The organism is Tunturiibacter empetritectus (assembly GCF_013410875.1).
In the GTDB taxonomy this organism is placed as follows: domain Bacteria; phylum Acidobacteriota; class Terriglobia; order Terriglobales; family Acidobacteriaceae; genus Edaphobacter; species Edaphobacter empetritectus.
This window is the reverse complement of record NZ_JACCCU010000002.1, coordinates 1094780-1116257: the sequence shown is the minus strand read 5'-3', so window position 1 is coordinate 1116257 and position 21478 is coordinate 1094780. Positions and strand designations below refer to the sequence as shown.

The following is a 21478-nucleotide window of genomic DNA, read 5'->3' as shown; positions in this document are numbered from 1 at the left end:
GATTAGTTGTCGGCAACCTCGTATACTTCGCTTGGCGGATAGTCGAGTCGCTGAATCTTGATGGCATGTATCTCGAAGCCGCTCTCCTTCATCGCGAGTGGGTCTTCAGAGATCACAACTGGTTGGGGGTACTCGAAGTCTCTTAGCGTGCCCTCAATTTCGATGTAGTCACCCCGCTTCATGCCGCGCGTCAGACCGCACAAGAACGGGCCGGGACAGATGATCGTATGTTCGGCGGTATGAGAGAGCCAGTAGCTATCGCGTTTCACCCACTGACCGGCCTCGGTACATAGGGTGAGTACCGCGAACGACTCTGCTGTGATGCCATCCGATGGAGGCGCCTCGGCATCTCTGCCGAGGAACCCACGCAACGTAACACTGTTGGCGAAGAGATTCATGGTTGCACCTCCCGAGGGAGGACAACACGGCCTAAGCCGCGTCGTCCTCCGTGACCGGCTCGGCGTCGAGGTTCTCTCCACGTGAGCTCTCGGGCTGCGCCAGCTTCTTGACGAGGCTGGCGCGTATCTCCCAACCACGACGCTTGAACGTGGTCTTCTTCTTGCCCTCACCGACCTCGGCGTCAAACTCGGTGCTGCGGAGCTCGCCCTCGATCTCGACGTAGTCGCCCTTCTTCAGGTTCTTCGCGTGGTCGGCGGACTTGCCGAAGGTGACGATGCGGTGCCATTCGGTGTGGTTGACCCATTGCTCGGTCTGCTTGTCCTTGTAGCCGGACTTGGTGGCAAGTGAGAGGACGGTGAAGGTCTTCTGCTGTTTGGTTGCGAAGTTCTCGGCGTCTTTGCCGAGGAAGCCCTTCAGAGTGATCTTGTTTTCGTAGAGTGCCATTGTGTTTCTCCTTGTTTGTATTTGCCCGGATTGCCCTCGGGACACTCTTGCGCGAAGCGACGGGAGGTGCCCCGCTCCCAAGTGCCAAGCGGCGCTTTTACGGAAGGTTCGGAAAATCTTTTCGTCCGCGTCTTGTGCGGAGTCTTGCCGAAAAGATTTTCTGAAAGCCGTAACCCGCAAGGGCGGCGAAGCCGAAGCAGAGACGCGCCGTGCCGCAGGGCGTGGGATAAGCACCGAGCGAGTGACCGAGGGTGAGCAGGGAAAATACGAGCAGGGATGGCGCTTTACGGAAACACCCGTCTGAAGAGATCCATCGCGTTCAGGACGCCTGTGCAATCGGACAGCAGTGGTGCCATGTCCGCTCGCCACCAAGTCCTGCTCCAAAAGCAGATCGTGGGTTAACCGCACCGATCGGTTGCTTCCATCGCCGTTTGCGTCCTGGCATGCGGAGAGCCTGTGTTTGGGCGACCGGCGAGAAGGCGAGTTGCACAGCGTGAACTCCGAAGCTGTGAGGGCAAGAAAAAGACCATAGCTTTTCCGTGATTGGGAGATACGCGCCAGTCTGTTCAGAATCTGCAAGCCGTTGCTCATTGGACCCTCTCGATACCGGGCCGGTCGCGGAGGACCTTGTCGACTGCTGCAATCCGTTTCCCGATCCAATGCATGACCGGAACCGCCATCGAGTTACCGAGCGCTTTGTAGCGAGGGCCATCGGCTGCCATCTTGCCGCGATACTCGACCAGCGTGTAATCGTCTGGGAATCCCTGTAATCGCTCGCACTCGCGTGGAGCCAATCGCCGCACGGCCATCTGAGGCGTCATAACGCCATCGACGCGCCCGCCCTCTCCGCCACGCTGAAGTGTTCCCGCTACATCGGTCGATGCAGTGAGTTCTCCAGACCAGGCGACAGACTGTTCCTGGAGCATCGCGGTAGTCGAGCTGTTCTCGATGCTTCCCGGAGCACGGGTCCGGAGGCTTCCTGCGGTTTCGGTGGATGAGGCTGCACTCGCGGTGCCGTCACTGCCGTGGAGCGTGAACGCAATTGTCGGGACGTTGCGTCCGGTGGCATTGGAGTTGGTTCCGAGCGACTGCATTACATCGCCGCTGAGAACATCTCCTTCCTGATTCTGTGCGAAGGCGATCGCTACCTGGCCGCCACCGTTGGCATGGCTCCGATCAGGCCCCATGCTGCGCAATGTCGGTGCGACGTCATCCGCGTCGGCGCCATAAACTTTTGCGGAGAAGGCGACGTAGGATTGCTGCTTCGCGCCCGGTTGCGCAGACAGCGCTCCGACTGTCCTTCCGTCCCAGCCATGCAGTCGTACTTCGTCCCGGCTGTTCTGCGCAAAGGCGACAGCCTGCGCCCCTCCACTCTCCAGGGTATGGGCAACATCGTCAGAGAACCCGCTACCATTCGACTGGGTATGCGCAGTACAGATGGCGACCGGCACGACGGGCGTCCCACGCCCGGTGCCGTCCTCGCCCGCGTCGAAGCCATCGGCTGAGAGCGCATGAGCGATCAGTGTTTCTGTTTCGAAGTCCTGCCTGCCCATGCCACCAGCATTCGGGCAATGAGATATCTCATCGGTGGAGGAGAGGACTCCTGCGCATAGTTGATTGCGGACGAACCCGTCCTTACATTCGGCATCGATGGTTGGGGCAGTGTCCGTGAGGCGACCGCCAGCAGGGCCGACTTCAACGCCTCCGGTAGCTCCTTGCCGCGCTTCTCGGCGCGGCGGAGGATACCCCGACAGGCTGTGGCGCTCAAATAATACCGCTGCGGCACCTCGCCAGCTTCCAAGACATCCGACAACGAAGACGCGGCGCCGTCGCTGGGGTACTCCGAAATACTGAGCGTCCAGAACTCTATAGGCGATCCCGTACCCGAGTTCGACCAGCATCCCGAGGAAGGCTCCAAACGTGCGTCCGTCATCGATCGACAGGACGCCGGGGACGTTCTCCCACACCAGCCATAGGGGCCGGAGTCGACCAGCAAGTCGAGCAAACTCGATGGTGAGGTTGCCACGCGGGTCATCCAGTCCCGCTCGCTTACCGGCGATGGAGAAAGATTGGCAAGGTGTTCCTCCGGCCAAAAGGTCGATTGCTCCGGCATCCTCAGCTCCAATCTTTGTGAAGTCTCCGGCATTGGTAACGGCGCCTCCGGCAGACAGAGCAACGATGTTGCGAATGGCTGCCGCGCGCTGCTTCGCCTCTTTCCGTGTGGGCGCATCGTGCGGACTGGGCATGTGGATGGGCCGCGATGCGCCATAGCGCGAGCACAGCAGCCAGCAATAGAAAGGATCAATCTCCGCGAACATGGCAGGTTGCCAGCCCAACGGGCCCCACGCAACCGAGACAGCCTCAATGCCTGAACACACGGACAGATACCTCATGCAGCGTTCCGGGGTCCGCGCTTTCTCGCGCAGAGCACATTGAGAGCGCTGAGGATGTGGGCCATCGAGGTATTGCGGCCATAGAGCACCATGTCTGCGTACCGGACGGGTGCGAGATCTCCTGCCCGATCCACCAGCAGCAAAGGTGTATGCAGGTCCGTTTCGAGCAAGCGATGGATCATCCTGCCTGCGAGATCACCTTGTCTTGCGTGGATCAGGATGCCGCAGACGAGGTGGCTCGCCATCATGACGGCAGCGGCGCTCCGACTGTCGTCAATGGCAGTGACATCGTAGGGTTGCAGGCGCAGCGCGAAGGCCGTGTTTGAGAGCAGTTCGCGGTCGGCGCAGTAAAGCAGTATGGGCATCTTCGATCGCATGATCGTTAGCTCCCGAATGCCTGATCCTCATGGACATAGCTGATGACCAGGCCGAGAGGATTGGTGAGTAACATCTTGTTTGGCACTTCATCACGGAAGCTGTAGACGACATTCGCAGTCCAGCGTTCGCGTCGTTGTTCGTCCTGATCACCAAGCGAACGGAACACTTTCTCGAATTCGATATGGGCGCGATAGGGTGCCTCTCGCAGGTCTTCAAGAACGACGGCCTTGATTTCTATATCGACGGTCGACGTGCTCGGATCGAGAAGAAAGGTTTCGAGTGTCTTTGCTTTGGTGACGCGCAGGAGCGTAGCGCCCTGCAAGTCGTTCGAGAAGAAGTTGAGCGACTCGGTGAAGTCACGCTGGAGAGTAGCGTGATTGCGACCGTAATAAAGCTCCGTCCAGCGGGCGAGGTAATACTTGCTTACGCGATCGACGGGGACTTTGGAGAAGTCGGCGTAGCTCGACACCTGCCCGCGTCCGGCTTCCGAGACCGCGATGACGAGCGGCTTCAGCCGCAAGGCGGCGGTTTCGGCGCGATACAGAAGCGCAAGTGAAGCGAGCGTAACGACGGAGAGTACGAGCAGTGCCACCTTCAGATAGGTGTTGGTGACGACGGGCTCGGCGTACAACTCCAGGAACTTGTGTCCGGCATCGGTGGTTCTAAGCGTGTTATTCGTAGCTGTCATGATTACCTTCCCATTGGGTTAACCCAGGTGCCGCTGCGTCCGCTGAGGATCGCGCCGGTCAGCTCTGGGATTTTGACCAGTCCATAGATGCAGACAAAAAGAGTGATGAACAGCGCGGGTAGCTCCATCAGTGCATTCGAGATGCTGATGGTGACCTGGAACATAGAGGTCAGCACCTTTGAAAAGACGAAGATGAACGCGGAGGCAATGACCTGATAGAAGCTGAAGCCGATAAAGGCTTTAAACCATCCCCAGAAGAGCCAGTCCATCTTGGGCACGATGAACCACGGGATAAAGACCGGACCTATCAGCACGCATACGGCGGCGGCGACGTAGCCATAGGAGATGACTGCGAAGGACACGGCCTGCATCGCCGCCAAAAGAATGGCAAGTATCAGGTACACCAGATCTTCGAGGATGTTGAAGTTACCCGGAGGCGCTCCAAGCTGCTGCTCGGCTGTGGTGACGGTGGTTGCGATCTGCTGTGTGGTATCGGACTCGATCTGGCGGGAGATGTTCAGGGTTTCTTTGGTGATCAGGTCGCTGAAGCTAAAGCCGACACCCGGGATCGGCGTCGAATAGTATGTCAGCATTCCCAGGCCAAATGAGATCAACAGGATCAGGTCGGCAAACTTGCCGAAGTGAAATCCGCCGTGTCCCTGCGAGGCGGACAGGGCGGATTTGATCCCAAACCAGGCAATAAGAATAACGGCCACGCCGCGGAACATATCAAGTCCCGCAGCCTCCAATGCAGCGCTGTTTGATGACAGAAGCTGGCTGATGGCCTGACCGAGAAAGGTAAACGGATTATCCTGCATGATCGACCTCCGGCTTACTGTCCTGTGGTGCTGAGTGAGATCGCATGCAAGGACGTGCTTACGCCGTTGCTCACGTTCTGCATGGTGTTGGAGAAGTTCTGCTGGAAGTAAATGGACTCATTGATGGCGCGGTTCTGCGCGTCAATCTGCTGCTTTTGGGCGAAAAGCTGTTGCTGGATCGAAGCCATGAGGAGTTGGTTGGTGTCTTGCTGGGAGCGGATCTGGAGCAGCGTTGCGGAGTTGATCTTGCCGAGCAGGGCATTCTGCGTCTGCTGACTGGGATCGTTGGAGAAGGTGTCCGATTCGAGGTTGGCGAGCTTGGTTGCGAATGCCTCGCCATCGGCGCGAATCGTGCCCAGGGTCGAGAGAGTGCTGGTGGTTGCGCTCTGTGCTAACTCGGACGTGGCGTACTGATTCGCGACCGTGGCTTGTGTTCTTGAATCGAGAGAGGAGTAGGAACCCGAGGGATAGCTCTGAGGCTGCACATAGGCGCTGTTGTAGCCCTGCTGCGCCTGGGGCAGTCCACCGAAGTTCAGAGCATTTACCAGGGAGGACGTATTGCCGTAGGCATTTGGCGGAGCCGCGAGGCTCTGCCATTTCGACCAGTCTGCCTTGTACCGCGCCTCAAGATTCTGAGGCATCGTGGCCATCTGGTAAGCCAGGTTGTACATCGTCACGATCTGTGTCCGCGTCTGTTCAGCGGTGGTAAATATCTGGGCTTCCTTGAGGAGATGTTGCTGCCAGTTATTAAGTTCGGTCGCCCACTTCTGAAGTTGCTGTTCGCCCTGTTGGATCTCCTGGACGGCGTGGGCGCTCTGGGTGGGGTCGTAGACGATGCCTGATCCGAACTGCGCGTGTGCCGTGGGTGAGAACGCAGTCATCAGGGCGAAGACTGGGATAAGAAATTTTACTGCTTTCATGGTGAAACCTCCGGTTAGTTATGGGTGAACGGATACGGGACAGGATGGGGAGCGCGCCTCAATGCGTTCCGGCGTCCTGAACCGATAGGGAGAGGGTTTGGGCGGCGGCGAGGGGGAGGCGCAGCCAACCACAAGCACGCAGCCGAGACCAAGAACGAGAAGGGCACGCATCAGAACACCGCCGGCATGTTGTGGTTTTCGTAAGCGGGCAGCAGCATGTCCTGGGTGATATAGACCTTGATGCGGTGCCCCTCGAAGATGGTGTGGGTGGGCAGGACATTGATGAAGCGGTCGAGCATGTTCGCGCTCGACTGCGAGAGGCTGGATGAGATGCCCTGGCGGTAGGCGTCCGAGCCGCTCTCGTTATAGCCGCTGTTCGTTGTGGCCTCAGCAGCGCCAGCGATGACGCCGAGAGCAATGGATGTCCCGAAGATTTCGAGATAGTGGTTGTTGACCTTGCCCTTGACACCGGTTTCGCCCGCCTGATCAAGACCCTTGAATTGGTAGAGATCGACGGAATATTTGTCTGGCATGAGCATCCGGTGGAAGGTGAGAGCCAGGCGCTTTTGGCCGAGGCTCGACACCTTCTGGGTGTCGCCGAGAATGAAGGTTCCCTCGGGGATGAGCACATGCTGACGGTCCTCGCTGTAGACGGGATTGGTGACCATGACTTTGAAGCTCCCCGCGAACTCTCCATCGAGCCGGTCAACCAGAACGGTGTCGATGGTGGTGCCTTCGAAGAGCGCAAAAGGCTGGCCGTGTGCGGAGTTTAGGCTTAGCTCCGGCGCACGCTTAGTCGCAGCGGCCTGCGAAGCAGAAGCCTGCGATGGCGAGTTCGTAGAACGAGCCGCAGGCGTGACCGAGTCCGTCTCCGGGCGGGTAATCGCGTCAGCGGAGCCCGAGGGAGACGCCGATGGGCGCGAAGCGCCAGCATCGGCGGAGACAAGGTTTGAAGCGAAGCGGGCCTTGAAGACCATCGCCTTCTCCGCGTCAGCGATGGGATCGCGGGGAGGCTCCGTAACAGTGGGCGCCGGCGACTGCGTAGCAGGAGTGACGGGGCCACCGGCCTGCGTGGGAGCCCGGGCTCCGGCAGTCGTGCCAGCAGCAGAGGGTTTCTGTTGTTGGGCCTGCTGCTGGCTCTGTCGCTGCTCCGCAGTCAGGTTTTGCTCCAACTCTGCGATCTTGCGTGCGTTGGCATCGCTTGAGAACGGCGTGACGCTCGGGAGAGCGACAGGCGTGGTCTTGGTGTGGTTCTTCGAGAACATCACGGCGAGCAGGATCAGCAGGGCGAGTCCTGCAACGACGTAACCCTGCGCCCGTTTGGGGACGACACCCTCCGGCAAGACGCGCTTGTCGCGCAGGGCCGGAGGGATTTGCGATTGAGGCGAAGCCTGCACCACGGGTACTTCGGGGATTAGTTTTTCCTCTGGCACGTTGCCTCCTATTTGCCTTTGCGGTCGAAGCTGAGCTTGTGTTTGCCGATCTCGAGGTAGCCGTGATCGACCACAGTGGGGATGACATAGGTGCCGTCGAGCAGCTGGAAGGTGATCAGGTCGGGCTTCTTATCCTTCATCTCGTAGATGGAGAACTTCTCTGACGCCGACGACTTGATGTAGGTGAACTTGTCATCGTGATAGATCGCCGAGACATCGAAAGGGCTCTCGTTGCGGTAGGTGTAGTCAAACTTCAAAGCCTTGACCGGATAGTCGGCGCGGAACTGTTCGACGGCACTCGCTGCATGAGTCTGGGCAAGTCGCGCCTGCTCCTGAGCAGCAATCACTTCCGACGCGGAGACCAGCTTGCCTGCGTTGCCGGCGGCGGCAAGTAAGGACTGGTCGGACGGCTCGATAACGATCTTCAGGTCGGGATCGGCGGGCCCGGCTTCATCGAGGGTGAATGAATAGATGCTGCCCCTGTCGGTAATCAGGTCCAGGCTGGAGTGGATGCCAGCCTTCGCAGGATGCACAAAGCAATAGTTTCCGACCGTATCGACGATCCAGAAGTCTTTGTCGCCGGTGGCTGCATCCAGAATCTTCTCTGTTGGCGGAAGCTGAATGAGTGTTGTGTAGCTCATCTTGCCGCGGACATTCACGATGTCGTTGGCGTGGTATTTGACGATGCGGGCGGTGGTCTGCTGGCCGTGAGCGACGGTTGCAGCAAGGCCGAGTAGAAGAGGGATGATGGGTGCAGAAGGCATGAGATCTCCTTTGAGGGTCGAGTTGGGTTATGAGCTGAGCGGGTTCGGGTAGTCCTGGGCGAGCCGGATCAAGCCTTGCTCCGGCCCAAAGCGGGCAAAATAATCCTGTTTGCGAACGTTGTCGCGAGCGTTGTTGGTAGCCATCCAATACCCCAGCGCATCGACTTCGAGGACCAGCTTCTTCGTACCGCGCGGCTGTATTAACAGCAGCTCGCGCTTGGGTACAAGCGACTCGAACAGCTCCAGCTGCGTGTCATTGAGCTGGAAGACCTCGGCATAGAGTTTGCGATCGATGTTTGGATTGGCCAGAAAGATCTTGGTGGGACAGGACTCGTTGATGATGTTGAGAACGCCCGCATCGGCTAACTCCACGACCGACTGCGTCGCCAGAATCATGGCGGCATTTTTCTTACGCCACGTCCGCTCTGCCCGCACCACCCAATCGCGGATGATTGCGTTCTTCAGGAAGATCGAGGCTTCGTCGGCGAGAAACACTTTGAAGATTGCGGCATTCGTCGCCTTTTCAATCTCCGATGAGGCCCTTTGGAGCACGTAAAAGAGCAGCGGCTCCAGGATGTCGGGATAGTCCGACCAGCCATCGAAGTTGAAGGTCTGGAAGCGGGCGAAGGTCAGGGTGTCCTCGGCGTTGTCGAAGAGGTAGCCGAACTGACCTTTACCTAGCCATCGTTGCAGCCGCTCACCCAGAGGCCCGAGGATGGAGGCGAAGTTGGATAGGGTCCGTATCTCGCGCGGGAGTTTATAAGCACGCTCGATCGTGGCGAAGAGCGATTTTTCATCGTCGCCTGTCAACGTGTACTTCCCCTGGCCTTCGATCAAAACCCTCATGAATAGGTAGAGAAAGTTCAGGTTCTCGTATGTGGGTGCGAGCGAGAAAGGATTAATACTGAAGCCGGGAGTCTTGAGTCCGACGTTCAGGTAGGTGCCGCCGAAAGTCCGCGTCAAAGCCTCGTAGCTGCCACCGACATCGAAGATAAAGGTCAGCGGGGCATACTTCTGCAGTGATTGAATGATGAACCCCAGGGTGAAGGATTTGCCCGCGCCCGTTGCGCCGAGCAATAGGGTGTGGGCAACATCTCCCGCATGGAGGTTCAGGTAGTACGGTGTTCCATGCGTCGATTCAAGGAGAGAGAGATACTCGCGATCGAGATGCCCGTTCCACGGCGATCCGGTATTGATCGTGAAGAGGAAGGATAGATCGGCATAGTTGGAGTTGAGTGCCCACTGCTTCCGGAGATTGAACTGTTTATTTCCCGGCACAGTAGCGAAGAACGCATTGAGAAGGTTGTAACGTTCCTCGTATAGCAACCCATCGTGCTGTATGAATAACTTCTGAAACTCGGCGACGGCATGTTCGACCTTCAGGCGGTCCTCGTCGTAAATCACGACGGAAAACGTGAACTCGCCGAAGTTCTTGCCTTCCATACCAATGGCCGTCAGGGCCGAGCCCAGCTCGGCGACCGCCGCTTCCTTCGAGTCATCGACCAACTCGTCCTTCGGTCCGGCGTTCTGCCGGTCCTGGAGGTTCGAGACAAAGCTGGTCTTGGAGTTGTGGTGATGGCGGCGACGCGAAGCGATCTCCTTGCGTGCCTTCGCGTTGTCTACCGGATGCCATTCGGTGACGACATGGAAGTTGGCTGGAATGTCGAGCAGACTACGCAACTGCAGTGGCCGCGTCTCGCTGGGCATCTCCTTCAGCGTGAGGACGCGGACGAAGCAGTCGTCAAGACGCAGATAGCCACGGTGCGCCTCTAACTCCGAGTCGCATGCCTGCCGGTCGAGATGACGCGAGCCGCGAAGCGGAGCGTCATCGATTTTGGAGGGGCGGAAGTTGACGAGACGCCGGACAAGCCGGAAGGTCCTCTCCGCCCCTGACAGCTCGATCTTCATCAGATCGTTAAGCTGTCCACTCAAACTCTGAACTTTTTGCTGCAGGCGCAAACGGTCGCGTTCGATCTGCTCATAGAGCAGGGTGCGCTCTTTGTTGCCTGAGAACAGAGCGCGCAGTTCGCGCAGCGACGAACTCGGCTGTTTCGGTAGTTGCGCCAGCGCATGGAGGAAGCTCGTCTTTGCATAGCTGCCGTCCACCATGACGATCCAGTAGATCTCGATGGAATAGAGCCGATCGGATTTCGACTGGAGAAACGCAGCGCGTTGTTCTGCGGCGGCGCGGACGAGAGGGTCGTCGTACTCGGCATAAGAGATCTCCGGCCGATTGTGTTTGAACAGGATCTGGTAGAGGCGCGTCTTGTCGTCGAGAGACCGCAGAGCGGCTTCGAGCCGCTTCACCGCGTAGTCGCGTCCAGCATGATCGAGACTCTCGTAGTCGATCCCACCAACTTTGAGTACGACGCCCAGGTCGCCTGTCTTCGTCAGGAAGCTGTGTTCATCCCAGAAGCCGTACAGGTTGAGTTGTGCGGCGAAGGAGCCTGCTTCCATCCAATCTTTCGTGATGTTTTCAATTCTGAACATTGCGTGTCCTGACGCTGATTGCGGTGGACTCCCACTTCATGGAGTCGTAGCGCCTGTGGAACTTTGCGGAGTTGAAGAGGATGCGAAGGATCTCTACGTCGTGCTTCGTGGCGACTTGCGCAATGATGACCCCAACGATGAACAGGCCTATGCCACCGACCAGCGAGTGCAGCATGGAGAAGATCGCGCCGCCTGTAATCAGCGCAACAAAGAAAAGTCGCCGTTCTGCGCCTAACACGGTCAGCGGGCGGTTCATCGCCTTGAAGACCCTATTTCTACGTGCGTCGCGTTGTGAACCGCCCTCTGCCATGCGCTACGTCCCTTCTGCCCACCATCCTTGGGTTGTGATTGAGCCTGCCGTCAAAACACTGCTACGGAAAGAGCCAGGCCATGAAGTTCACAGCGCCGATGGCCATGCCGATGCCGAAGACGATGCCGGCGAGCATCTTCTTCGACTGGCCTTCGCCGTAGGCGAACATCAGGCCTCCGACGACAATGGCCACGAGCGACAGACCCTGTGCGATGGGGCCAGTGAACGAGGTCTTGAGGGCGTTGACCGCGTTCTCCCATGGACTAGCGCCGGTCTGGGCGTAGACCGGCAGAGCGGCAAGGAACATCAGCGTTGGAATGGCCCACCTCCGGCATTGCGAACGCAATCGCCGGAAGTGAAGCCGTTTGGTGGGAAGGCTGGGTTGCATGTCTGCTCCTTTCGTTTGCATCTCCGGCGAGTGAGCACTCTCCGTTGCAACGACTGGAGCGACAGTAGGCGACAAAAGGGAGGTCGATTATTACCTTTTGCGACGCATTATTGCGTTAAAAGCAATAATCCAGAGACACAGTTTGCGAACGAAAAAACACATCATGAGAAGGGGAAGATGGGCTTCAGCTACCGCGCCGCGCAGGCGCAGAGCCTGGCATTCCCACCATGACTAGCAAAGAATCCGCGGGCGTGCTGCGGGTCAAGGCAACGATCATGCGACTCAGAGCGACTGCTCGCATTGAGGCGCGACCGGCATGCGGATAACATCACACTCGCGTAGGAATGCCCGAACCAGAAGATCGCCTTACGGCGACCCTCTGGTGGACTCTCTTTAAGCGTTCGCTGGCCTGCTGGTAGTACACGTCATCCATCTCCACGCCGATGTACTCACGACCCGTAAGGAGCGATGCGGCGCAGGTGCTTCCGCTTCCAGCGAAGGGATCAAGGACGTTCTCTCCTGGAATGGAGAAACTACAGATCAGTTGTGCGAGTGCTGATACCGGCTTCTGCGTGGGATGAAGCTTGTTGCCGCTGTAGGGCATATCCATCACATCGCCGAGCGGCTGCTTCGGGAGTGGCGGCCTGCCCTTCGCTAGTAGGAATGCCTGCTCGTGCTGATAGCGGAGGAACCTGCTCTTCAAGCTATAGCTCTTGCGAAATACGATGTGTCCGACAGGGTGGAGACCTGCGCTGCGCCAAGCTTCGAAGAACGCATCGATCTTCGTCCACCCGTAGAACATGACGGCGACGCGGTCCTGCTTCAGTACACGATACGCTTCTGCCATCGCGGGTTTGAGCCAGCTCTTATCGACGTCGTTCTGAATCGTGCGTCCACTGCGGTCGCGGTAGTTCACGAGATACGGTGGATCAGTTAGTATGAAATCGACGCTATTCGTGGGCATCTGACGCATGACTTCGATGCAGTTGCCGTGAAGGATCTGGTTGTTGAAGTTGCTCTGCTGTGCGGTTGCTACGGTCGTGGTTGCCATCTCTGAATCTCCTCTTGATCCCTTGCCTCTGAAGGCGCTCGGGACACACCACGCGAAGCGATGCGAGGGACCCGCCTCCCAAGGCAAGCGGGTGCATTTTCGGGAGGCCGAAAGAATGTTCTGTGTTCTTTGCAGAAGATTGTTTTGGAGAGACCCGAAACCCGGAGGGCGGCTGTCAGGCCGAAGGAGAGCCCGCCCCGTCCGAAGGGCGGCGGACCAGGCCCGAAGTAGTGTCCGCGCGCGCGAATGAAGAGCAATGGAGTTGCGGGGATCAGTATTGGCAATCACTCAAGTGCTGCAGGAACGTCTTCGAGAATCGCTCCTTCAGACATTTCGAAGACGCAGACTTTTACTGAACGATTCCAGACTGCCCGCCCATCAGCATGGTTGCGATCAGAGTGACTCGCTGGACAACGTCTTCAGGCAAAACCTTAGCAATAGGTTGGGCCGCATCGATCTCGTCCTGCGGAGGGACCTGAATGAATTCTTCGTCGCAGGCGGATAGTTCGTTTGAATTGAGAAGGCGGATGAACTCAGCTTTGTTCTCAGTTGAATTGAACGAGAACAGCAGCTCGTACGTGTCCGCTCGAGGATCACCCAAAAGGGCCAGCATTCGGGTGTCGGTCATTTGCGCATACGCCAGCATGTACCCGATCCGCTCTGCGGCCTGCGTGCGGTCTTCGACGTCATCTTTTGGTAGAAACTCGATGAGGACGATCCAATCGCTTTCCTCAAGCCAGTGCGGTGGGGTTGGCGGCATACCGCCTGGCGGAATGATGGGTGTGCTGCTCATCGATGAAATCGATCATCGCGCATAACCGGGCAAGACTCAAGCTGAAGGCTTTAACAATTGTGGTCGCGATGCAACACAGTGTGGCTCTGGATTATTGCCTCAGATGGAATAATGCGTCGCAAAAGGTAATAATCGCCGCCATAATTTCAACCTATCGTCTGGCTATGGGCGCTACGGAGTGCAATTGATCGCACTTCCCAATCTCGCGAAATCCGGGAAAACGTGCCGATAGGAGACGAAGATGCAAAAGCAAGAAGACGATCAGATGAAGGCGGCCGAGATCTTCGAGCCTTTACTGGACAGCCAGCAGGCTGCGGAACTAATGCGTGTGCATCCCGAGACGGTAAAGCGAAGAGCACGGCGAGGGGAGATTCCCGGCCTCAAATTCGGGAAATTATGGCGTTTTCGCGCCTCCGGCCTGGAGGGCTATATCCGCAATTTAATGCAGTAATTTGCGACCCAACTGCTGAAAATATGGCACCATCGAAATCAGCGGTCTGTGGCCAACGAAACGGGAGGACTTTATGTTTCGAAGGGCACGATACCAACAAGGAATGATCAACCGCATGAAGAGGAAGCAGGGCCCGGACTGCTGGATCTTCCGCTGGCGTGAGACCGATGCCAGCGGAAAACGGGTTCGCCGCAAGGTGGTTCTCGGAACGGTCGAGAAGTATCCCACCGAATCGAGCGCCATAAGGGCTGCCGAATCTTTACGCATCACCATCAACGAAGAGCAGCCCCGGTTCCCTCAGCAGCCGGTCTCGGTCGCCGCTCTCATCACACACTTCAAGCAGCATGAACTGGGTGCTATGCAGGAAGACGACGAAGGCCGGGCATACTCAACGCGGATCGTCTACAAAGACTTTCTTCGATTGTATGTCGAGCCCAAGTGGGGCGACGCAGGGCTGCGTGAGGTGCGGGCAGTAGCTGTCGAGAAGTGGCTTCGCACCCTGCCCATTGCAAAGGGAACCAAGTCGAAGGTCCGCAACATTATGAGCGTTCTGTTTAATCACGCGATCCGGCACGAGTTCCTTCCACAGAACTCAAACCCCATCTCGATGGTGCGGCAGAGTGCGAAGCGGAAGTCCATTCCGGACATCCTCGATGTGGCAGAACTGGTCGCTTTATTCGAGGAGCTTTCACGCCGGGAACGGGTGATGGTGTTGCTCGACGCGCTGACCGGTCTTCGCCGCGGCGAGCTGATGGCTCTGAAGTGGAAGGATGCCAACCTCGAGGAACTGGAACTTGCTGTCACGCGGTCGATCTACCGGCAGGTAGTGGGACCGTGCAAGACGGAGGCCTCGATGAAGCCGGTTCCTCTTGATCCTTGGATCGCCGAGGAGCTGCTGACTTGGAGACGCGCTTCTCCCTACAACCAGCCGGAGGACTGGATATTCGCCAGCACGCGGAAGAAGGGGAAGCAGCCTTATAGCCCTGATGCCATCCTCAAACGATGCATCCGCCCCGCAGCGACGCGGGCAAAGATCACGAAGCGAATTGGCTGGCACACCTTCCGGCGGACCTTCTCGACTTTGCTGAAGGCCAACGGCGAAGACGTCAAGGTGATACAGGAACTGTTGCGGCACGCGAGCGCGAAGATCACGCTCGATGTGTACGCGCAGGCTGTCACACTGGACAAGCGGCGGGCGCAGTCGAAGGTGGCTGAGATGCTGCGGGCGGGAAGGGGAATGGCGGAGAAATGCTTATTGGACCCGTCTGGACCCTCGGCTATTTCTAAGGAGATTGTAAGTGATTGAAGATATGGTAGGCACGAGCGGATTCGAACCGCTGACCTCTACCGTGTCAAGGTAGCGCTCTAACCAACTGAGCTACGCGCCTGTGCGTTCATTCAGTCTAAACGGAGATTGGGGTTGGGGCAACCTTGTCGGGGTTGGGTTAGGATGGATTGACCCCGCAACGTGCCCTTTCTGAGCCAATTTCGCGCCGCGCCGAACCTGCTTACGCTTATGCGGCTCTTTATTATCCCCTTCCTTTTGATTGAGATTCTGGACGGGCACTACGGGGTGTCGTTTGCCTTGTTCATGCTGGCTGGCATCAGCGATGCGCTCGATGGATTGCTGGCTCGATGGCTGAGCCAGAAGACTACGCTGGGACTATATCTGGACCCAATTGCGGACAAATTGCTGCTGAGTTCGCTGTTTGTGGTGCTGACGCATGTTGGGCTGATTCCGCTGTACGTTACGGTTCTGGTCTTCAGCCGCGATGTTGGGATTTTGTTGATCGCTACGCTGCTGTTTGCGACGGGAACGCTACGGGACTTTCGGCCGAGCGCGTTGGGAAAGCTGAACACGTTTGTGCAGATCGTCGCTTTGATTGTGGTGATCTGTCAGAAGCTGTTTCTGTCCCCGCAGCTTGCGACGCTGCGGGATATTCTGGTGCGCGCGATCGCAGTGCTGGCTCCGCTGTCTGCTGCCCAGTATGCATGGATTGTGCTTCGCAGGATGAGCACTCCACCACCGGAGCAGACGGTCGTCTAGTCGTCTGAGGGAATCTCGGAGAGGGCGGATTTTTCTTCGATGGCGATATCACTGTACTCGGCCGAATCGAAGACTTCTCCGCATTTTTGACACTCAACAAATTCGGCGTCTTCCTCTCGGGCGACGATTTTGACAATGGGATGTTTGCAGATGGCGGTCATTTTGGGGAGAAAAAAATGTGAATGGTATGGATTTTGCGCGTCCGCAGACCCCTTGTCAACCCGGATTCCGGAGTTTTTGTCCGGCAAAAACGCTGGAAGGAATGTTGAATCGGAGGGCACTCGCCCCCTGTTGCATGCATGGAATTTTGGACGTACACTATCTAGGACTGGAATTGTCTGATTTGCGCCCAATTTCCAGGGAGCGGGAGCGCGAAGTCTACATGCTGCGTCTGACCAAAAAAGCCGATTATGGTCTGATGGCTCTGAAGTATCTGGCAGAGCAGACGGACGGCAGCGCGCACAGCGCCAAGGATATTGCAGAGGCGTATCACATTCCACCGCAGTTGCTGGCGAAGATTCTACAGACTTTAGCGAAGGCTGGACTGCTCGTTTCGCACGCTGGGACCAATGGGGGCTATGCGCTCTCTCGCAGTGCGACGGAAATGACGGCCTTTGAGGTGATTCGGGCGATCGACGGGCCGCTTTTTATTACTAGCTGCATTACGATTCACGGAACTTGCGACCTTGCCGGGCATTGCACCATCAAAGAACCACTGCGCAAGGTCAACGACAGCATTAAGGATTTGTTGAACGGGATCCGTATTGCGGACTTGATCGAGGCCGGGGATACGGAGCAGGCTGGACCGGGAGCGCCGGTGGGCGGTGGTCTGGTAAGTATTGCGGTTTAGCCGTACGCTGCCGATGATAGATAGTTTGAGTTGAGTGACGAGTCAGAAGCATTAGTTTGGGAGATTTGGGAGATACGATGAGCAACGAGATGAGCAATAGCGGCGTAGTGATCAGCGAGTCCTCTGCACCACTGCCGGCTGGCGTAACGCTGCCGATTTATATGGACAATCACGCGACGACACCGATGGACCCGCGGGTCCTGGATGCGATGTTGCCTTATTTCGGCAAGGTGTTTGGCAATGCAGCGAGCCGCAATCATATGTTTGGCTGGGAGGCCGAGCAGGCGGTGGAGAAGGCGCGGGAACAGATAGCCAAGTTGATTGGCGCGACCGCTAAGGAGATTATCTTCACCAGCGGTGCGACCGAGTCGAACAATCTCGCGCTGAAGGGAATCGCCGAGATGTATCGCGAGCGCGGCAACCACATCATCACGCAGGTGACCGAGCACAAGGCAGTTCTGGATACGTGCAAGAAGCTCGAAAAGCAGGGCTATCGCGTGACTTATCTGCCTGTGCAGGCGGATGGGTTGATTGATCTTGAGGATCTGAAGCGTGCGATCGACGATAAGACGATCCTGGTTTCGATCATGTATGCCAACAATGAGATTGGGGTGATTCAGCCCATCGCCGAGATCGGCAAGCTGTGTCATGAGAAGGGTGTGATCTTTCACACCGATGCGGTGCAGGCTGTGGGTAAGATTCCGGTGGATGTGCAGAAGGACAACATCGATGTGCTCTCACTCTCGGGGCATAAGGTCTACGGGCCGAAGGGTGTGGGGGCGCTGTACGTTCGTCGCCGTAATCCGCGAGTGCAGATCTCGGAGCAGATCAACGGCGGTGGTCATGAGCGCGGGATGCGGTCGGGCACGCTGAATGTTCCGGGTATCGTTGGCCTTGGCGCGGCTTGCGAGATCGCCGGGCAAGAGATGGAGGCCGAGGCGAAGCGCGAGCAGGAGTTGCGCGACTACATGAAGGCCAAGTTTGAGAAGGCGTTGGACTACGTTCATGTGAACGGCAACATGGCGCATCATCTGCCGGGCAACCTGAATATGAGCTTCGTCTATGTTGAGGGCGAGAGCCTTCTGATGGGAATCAACGATATTGCGGTTTCTTCAGGCTCTGCTTGCACCTCGGCGACGCTTGAGCCATCTTATGTATTGAAGGCTTTGGGTCTGGGCGACGATGTGGCGCACAGCTCGATCCGGTTCGGTCTTGGGCGCTTCAACACGAAGGCTGAGGTCGATTATGTTTCGGACAAGGTCATCGACGTGGTTTCGAAGCTGCGAGAGCTTTCGCCTTTGTATGAGATGGTGAAGGAAGGTATTGATCTCACCAAGATTGAATGGGCTGCTCATTAGTTCGGCGGCATTTGCACATTAGAGTTTGGAATCGGACAAGGTAGAGACAGGAGAATAAGATGGCATATAGCGATAAGGTCGTAGACCACTACAACAATCCACGAAACGTTGGCACGCTGGACAAGGGCGCGGCCGAGGTTGGGACTGGGCTTGTAGGCGCGCCGGAGTGCGGCGACGTGATGCGGCTGCAGATCCGCGTGAATCCCGAAACGAACGTGATTGAAGATGCCAAGTTCAAAACCTTCGGCTGCGGGTCGGCGATTGCTTCTTCTTCGCTGGCGACGGAGTGGGTGAAGGGCAAGACGATCGACGAGGCATTGGCGATCACGAACACAGACATTGTGAAGGAGCTTGCGCTTCCTCCGGTGAAGATTCACTGCTCGGTGCTCGCGGAAGACGCGATTCGTGCGGCGATCGGCGATTGGAAGAAGAAGAACAACGTTGCCGAGACGGCGTCGGTTGCTGTTGCTCACTAGGTTTTGAGCGGCGGTAAAGGGTTGGGAACAACGGTAGCGGCGCATTTTTTAGTCGCGCCGCTACCGTGTTCTGTTGGTAGGGAGTGATGGCACTATGGCGATGGTGACTCTACAAACCGCGGCGGAGATGGAGGCGGCCCAGCAGGCTGCAGCCTCAGGCCAGGCGAAGAATCCTCTGGCGGGGATGAACGTGCTGACGGCGCAGGGGCAGGAGGCGGGCCAGAAGGGCATTCAGATTACCGAGAAGGCGCTGAAGCGGATTCGTGTCGCGATGGCCAAGGAAGGCGTTTCGCCGGAGCAGGGTGGACTGCGGGTGGGGATTCAGGGTGGCGGCTGCTCGGGTCTGAGCTACAACATTCGCTTCGATACGCAGCCTCGGGAGCGGGATCGCGTCTATGCGTTTGGCGAGGGGCTGGCTACGGCCGGCGATCCGACCGACGGGAAGGCGATACGGATCTTCGTCGATCCGAAGAGCTTTATTTATCTGCATGGCATGGTGCTCGACTTTGAAGAGACGCTGATGCGGCAGGGGTTCAACTTCATCAATCCGAATTCGACCAAGAGCTGTGGCTGCGGGTCGAGTTTTACGGCGTAGATGGCGCTGAATTAGAAGAACCCGTTTCGAAAGCCTAAAGACTATTGTCTGAATCATGACTGCCTCTTTTGTTGTGTGCTGCGCGCATTTATGAACTATCGAGATCTCATCAAACTCATTGAGCAGGACGGCTGGTATCTTCACAAAACGACCGGCAGCCATCAGCAATTCAAGCATCCCACGAAGCCGGGCCGGACCACGGTCGCAGGCAAAGGCGGGAAAGACGTTCCAGAGGGCACGCTGAAGAGTATTCTTCGGCAGGCAGGTCTAAAATAGAGCCATGCGCGAATATACCGTCATCTACGAGCGTGCAAAGGATGGTGGGTGGGGAGCCTATGTGCCCGACCTCCCGGGTCTCGGTGTCGTTGGCGACAGCCGCGAGGAGGCACACCGGCTGATCGTTGAGGGAATCGCGATCCATATTGCGGGATTGATCGAAGATGGACTGCCTGTTCCAGAGGCTGCGTCGTATGCGGAACTCGTCACTGTTCCTGCCGCATGAGCCATCAGGATTATTTCTCCTTTTTTGATCTGCCGCGGAAGCTGACGCTGGATGTGGTGGCGTTGGAGAAGCAGTTTTATGTGCTCAGCCGGAAGCTGCATCCGGATCGCTTCGCTTCGAAGCCGGTGGCGGAGCAGGAGGCGGCACTGGCGCAGAGTTCGCTGCTGAATGATGCCTACCGGACTCTGAAGGATCCGATTGCGCGGACGCAATACCTGCTTGGGCTTGAAGGAGTTGAGCTGGAAGAGCAGTCGAAGACGGCGACCGATGCGGCGCGGGCTTCGGGTGAACAGAAGAAGCAGATTGTGCCTCCGGAGCTGCTGGAGGAGGTCTTTGAGCTGAACATGCAGCTGCAGGAGATGCGCGCGGCCAACCAGATGGGTGAGGATGAGCCGGAGCTGCGGCGCGACCTGATGACGGCGAAGGACAGTTTCGACGCGAAGATGGTGGAGACGCAGGCGGAGTTGGAGGGGCTGTGGTCGGCCTGGGACGCAGGTGTGGATGCCGGGGATGAGGGGGCGAAGCTTCGGGCGAAGGACGCCATGGTGGTGCTGCTGAACAAGCGGAGCTATCTGCGGAACCTGGTGCGGGATGTGAATGAGGCTTTGGATATGTAGGCTCCGGCGCGGGTGTGCATCGTTGACTTCCCTTTCCGGGGTACCCCCCTATATACGCCGCGCGTAAATTCCCCATTATGAACGGTTTACGCCGGGTAACTCCTCGCAAATACGTCATATCAAACGACTTGCTTGCAAATACGTGCAGGCGCTGGACTTAGCCTAATAAAAGAGAAAAGCCCCGGCTGACTGCCGAGGCTTTTTCTCTTCTCTATCGATTATAGCGGATCGCACATAACTGATACGCCACGCGAATGTGCTGGATTGGCGCGGGTATTTCGCGTTTGGGGGGTTGACAAGCTTTTTTGCCGGGTTTTTGGGCTGGGCGGCAGTTTGCAATTGTCGGGCGGCGAGATGCCGGGAGCATTCGGGTAGTATGGTGCGCAGCGGAGGTGAGGGTGAAGAGCGATGATTTCTTTAGTCAACAGTCGCCCAGTTGCCGTCCTGTCTTGCGTGGTTTTGTCTCTGCTTTCTTTGACGGCGAACGCACAGATAGAAGTGGAATCTCCGCAACAGGAGCCGACATTTGATAACGATGTCTGGCATGTGAGTGTTTCACCCTATCTATGGCTTGCCGGGCTTGATGGAAACCTGAATCTGTTGGGTCATGATGCTGCAGTACACCAGTCGTTTGGTGACATTTTCAGCAACCTCAAAGTCGGGTTTATGGGATTGGGCGAGGTTCGCCGCGGTCGTGTGGGCGTGCTTACCGATCTTCTCTTTGTGCGCGTCGGCGATCAAGCTGCTGTCCCGGTGCTTCAGCTTCCACTCCCAGTGCAGGTGAAGCTGACGACAACTACGTTTACGCTGACGCCGGAGTTCGCTTACCGCGTCTATTCGCAGAAGCACTTCACTGCGGATGTACTCGGTGGATTCCGCTTCTACCATCTCGGTGCGAATTCGAATTTCAACGCTGGACCACTTGGCCAAGCTTTTTATTCGGGCACAAATGATTGGGCCGACGTTACGGGATGCGCGCGCCTGCTTGCCAGAGCCACACCAAAGATTGGTGTATTTCTGATTGGTGATGCCGGAGGAGGCGGTTCGAGCCCGACCTGGGAGATTGCTTATGGCGCTGGATACAAAATCCTCAAAGATGCGACGGCGCAGATCGGGTATAAGCGCCTCTATTTCAACCGGCAGGACGGAAACGCCTTCGGCTTGGAAGCCACATAGCAGGGACTTATCTTAGGGACTACCATTCGCTTGCGCTAGCCGCTGCAGCGGTGGATACACACTTGACTAATCCATGCTCCTGAAAGGATACCAACTATGATGGATTCTGAGATTGCGGCTCATGCAGCTAAGCTGTG

The 21478-nt window shown here is 57.3% G+C and carries 26 protein-coding genes and 1 tRNA gene; 11 read left to right on the top strand and 16 right to left on the bottom strand.

What is annotated here, in order from left to right; genetic code table 11:
- Positions 1-2: 2 nt before the first annotated feature.
- The 14 genes from HDF08_RS16945 to HDF08_RS16870 form a co-directional block, all read right to left on the bottom strand.
- Positions 3-398: a hypothetical protein gene (locus HDF08_RS16945; RefSeq protein ID WP_179639757.1), complete on the bottom strand. Its 396-nt coding sequence runs from the start codon at positions 396-398 to the stop codon at positions 3-5.
- A 31-nt stretch (positions 399-429) separates the two neighbouring features.
- The gene (locus HDF08_RS16940; RefSeq protein WP_179639756.1) at positions 430-843 is read right to left on the bottom strand and encodes a single-stranded DNA-binding protein; all 414 of its coding nucleotides are present in this window, start codon (positions 841-843) and stop codon (positions 430-432) included.
- A 587-nt stretch (positions 844-1430) separates the two neighbouring features.
- On the bottom strand, positions 1431-3236 hold the full coding sequence (locus HDF08_RS21470; protein WP_218884740.1) for a DNA cytosine methyltransferase: 1806 nt from the start codon (positions 3234-3236) through the stop codon (positions 1431-1433).
- The gene (locus HDF08_RS16920; RefSeq protein WP_179639755.1) at positions 3233-3613 is read right to left on the bottom strand and encodes a hypothetical protein; all 381 of its coding nucleotides are present in this window, start codon (positions 3611-3613) and stop codon (positions 3233-3235) included. Before HDF08_RS16920 ends, HDF08_RS21470 begins: the two co-directional genes overlap by 4 nt.
- Positions 3614-3618: 5 nt before the next feature.
- Positions 3619-4302 (bottom strand): VirB8/TrbF family protein, encoded by a 684-nt coding sequence (locus HDF08_RS16915; protein ID WP_179639754.1) that lies wholly within the window; start codon positions 4300-4302, stop codon positions 3619-3621.
- Between the two features lie 2 nt (positions 4303-4304).
- Positions 4305-5120 carry a type IV secretion system protein gene (locus HDF08_RS16910; protein ID WP_179639753.1) on the bottom strand — a complete coding sequence of 272 codons (816 nt, stop codon included), beginning with the start codon at positions 5118-5120 and terminating at the stop codon, positions 4305-4307.
- Between the two features lie 14 nt (positions 5121-5134).
- Complete coding sequence (locus tag HDF08_RS16905) at positions 5135-6040, bottom strand: hypothetical protein (RefSeq protein WP_179639752.1); 906 nt, start codon at positions 6038-6040, stop codon at positions 5135-5137.
- Between the two features lie 170 nt (positions 6041-6210).
- Positions 6211-7473, bottom strand: a complete 1263-nt coding sequence (locus HDF08_RS22215; protein WP_179639751.1) for a TraB/TrbI/VirB10 family type IV secretion system protein — start codon at positions 7471-7473, stop codon at positions 6211-6213.
- An 8-nt stretch (positions 7474-7481) separates the two neighbouring features.
- Entirely contained in the window at positions 7482-8237 is a 756-nt protein-coding gene (locus tag HDF08_RS16895) for a TrbG/VirB9 family P-type conjugative transfer protein (protein WP_179639750.1), read from the bottom strand.
- Positions 8238-8264: 27 nt separating this feature from the next.
- Positions 8265-10727 carry a VirB4 family type IV secretion system protein gene (locus HDF08_RS16890; protein ID WP_179639749.1) on the bottom strand — a complete coding sequence of 821 codons (2463 nt, stop codon included), beginning with the start codon at positions 10725-10727 and terminating at the stop codon, positions 8265-8267.
- The gene (locus tag HDF08_RS16885; RefSeq protein WP_179639748.1) at positions 10714-11037 is read right to left on the bottom strand and encodes a VirB3 family type IV secretion system protein; all 324 of its coding nucleotides are present in this window, start codon (positions 11035-11037) and stop codon (positions 10714-10716) included. The genes HDF08_RS16890 and HDF08_RS16885 overlap by 14 nt, the downstream gene beginning before the upstream one ends.
- Before the next feature lie 61 nt (positions 11038-11098).
- Positions 11099-11425, bottom strand: coding sequence for a TrbC/VirB2 family type IV secretion system protein (locus HDF08_RS16880; protein WP_179639747.1), 327 nt, complete (start codon positions 11423-11425; stop codon positions 11099-11101).
- A gap of 328 nt (positions 11426-11753) precedes the next feature.
- Positions 11754-12476, bottom strand: coding sequence for a DNA methyltransferase (locus tag HDF08_RS16875; protein ID WP_179639746.1), 723 nt, complete (start codon positions 12474-12476; stop codon positions 11754-11756).
- Positions 12477-12825: 349 nt separating this feature from the next.
- Positions 12826-13269, bottom strand: coding sequence for a hypothetical protein (locus HDF08_RS16870; protein ID WP_179639745.1), 444 nt, complete (start codon positions 13267-13269; stop codon positions 12826-12828).
- Between the two features lie 241 nt (positions 13270-13510).
- On the opposite strand from HDF08_RS16870, the gene HDF08_RS16865 reads away from it, so the two are divergent.
- Together HDF08_RS16865 and HDF08_RS16860 are read left to right on the top strand one after the other, a co-directional pair.
- On the top strand, positions 13511-13720 hold the full coding sequence (locus tag HDF08_RS16865; RefSeq protein ID WP_179639744.1) for a helix-turn-helix domain-containing protein: 210 nt from the start codon (positions 13511-13513) through the stop codon (positions 13718-13720).
- A gap of 115 nt (positions 13721-13835) precedes the next feature.
- Positions 13836-15026, top strand: a complete 1191-nt coding sequence (locus HDF08_RS16860) for a tyrosine-type recombinase/integrase (RefSeq protein WP_179639743.1) — start codon at positions 13836-13838, stop codon at positions 15024-15026.
- Positions 15027-15031: 5 nt separating this feature from the next.
- Here the strand turns inward: HDF08_RS16860 and HDF08_RS16855 are convergent.
- Positions 15032-15108: transfer RNA gene (locus tag HDF08_RS16855), tRNA-Val, on the bottom strand.
- 80 nt (positions 15109-15188) lie between these two features.
- On the opposite strand from HDF08_RS16855, the gene HDF08_RS16850 reads away from it, so the two are divergent.
- The gene (locus HDF08_RS16850) at positions 15189-15767 is read left to right on the top strand and encodes a CDP-alcohol phosphatidyltransferase family protein (protein WP_179639742.1); all 579 of its coding nucleotides are present in this window, start codon (positions 15189-15191) and stop codon (positions 15765-15767) included.
- Here the strand turns inward: HDF08_RS16850 and HDF08_RS16845 are convergent.
- The gene (locus HDF08_RS16845) at positions 15764-16048 is read right to left on the bottom strand and encodes a hypothetical protein (protein WP_179638962.1); all 285 of its coding nucleotides are present in this window, start codon (positions 16046-16048) and stop codon (positions 15764-15766) included. The genes HDF08_RS16850 and HDF08_RS16845 overlap by 4 nt on opposite strands.
- 101 nt (positions 16049-16149) lie before the next feature.
- On the opposite strand from HDF08_RS16845, the gene HDF08_RS16840 reads away from it, so the two are divergent.
- The 8 genes from HDF08_RS16840 to HDF08_RS16805 all read left to right on the top strand — a co-directional run bounded on the left by HDF08_RS16840 (position 16150) and on the right by HDF08_RS16805 (position 21341).
- The gene (locus HDF08_RS16840) at positions 16150-16617 is read left to right on the top strand and encodes an RrF2 family transcriptional regulator (protein ID WP_179640027.1); all 468 of its coding nucleotides are present in this window, start codon (positions 16150-16152) and stop codon (positions 16615-16617) included.
- Between the two features lie 77 nt (positions 16618-16694).
- The gene (locus HDF08_RS16835; protein WP_306459714.1) at positions 16695-17975 is read left to right on the top strand and encodes an IscS subfamily cysteine desulfurase; all 1281 of its coding nucleotides are present in this window, start codon (positions 16695-16697) and stop codon (positions 17973-17975) included.
- Positions 17976-18034: 59 nt separating this feature from the next.
- Positions 18035-18451: a Fe-S cluster assembly scaffold IscU gene (iscU, locus tag HDF08_RS16830; protein WP_179639741.1), complete on the top strand. Its 417-nt coding sequence runs from the start codon at positions 18035-18037 to the stop codon at positions 18449-18451.
- 94 nt (positions 18452-18545) lie between these two features.
- On the top strand, positions 18546-19046 hold the full coding sequence (locus HDF08_RS16825; protein WP_179639740.1) for a HesB/IscA family protein: 501 nt from the start codon (positions 18546-18548) through the stop codon (positions 19044-19046).
- Positions 19047-19136: 90 nt separating this feature from the next.
- Positions 19137-19322 (top strand): type II toxin-antitoxin system HicA family toxin, encoded by a 186-nt coding sequence (locus tag HDF08_RS16820; protein WP_179639739.1) that lies wholly within the window; start codon positions 19137-19139, stop codon positions 19320-19322.
- Positions 19323-19326: 4 nt separating this feature from the next.
- Positions 19327-19548, top strand: a complete 222-nt coding sequence (locus HDF08_RS16815) for a type II toxin-antitoxin system HicB family antitoxin (protein ID WP_179639738.1) — start codon at positions 19327-19329, stop codon at positions 19546-19548.
- Entirely contained in the window at positions 19545-20165 is a 621-nt protein-coding gene (hscB, locus tag HDF08_RS16810) for a Fe-S protein assembly co-chaperone HscB (protein WP_179639737.1), read from the top strand. Before HDF08_RS16815 ends, hscB begins: the two co-directional genes overlap by 4 nt.
- Positions 20166-20573: 408 nt before the next feature.
- The gene (locus HDF08_RS16805; RefSeq protein ID WP_179639736.1) at positions 20574-21341 is read left to right on the top strand and encodes a hypothetical protein; all 768 of its coding nucleotides are present in this window, start codon (positions 20574-20576) and stop codon (positions 21339-21341) included.
- Positions 21342-21478 lie beyond the last annotated feature (137 nt).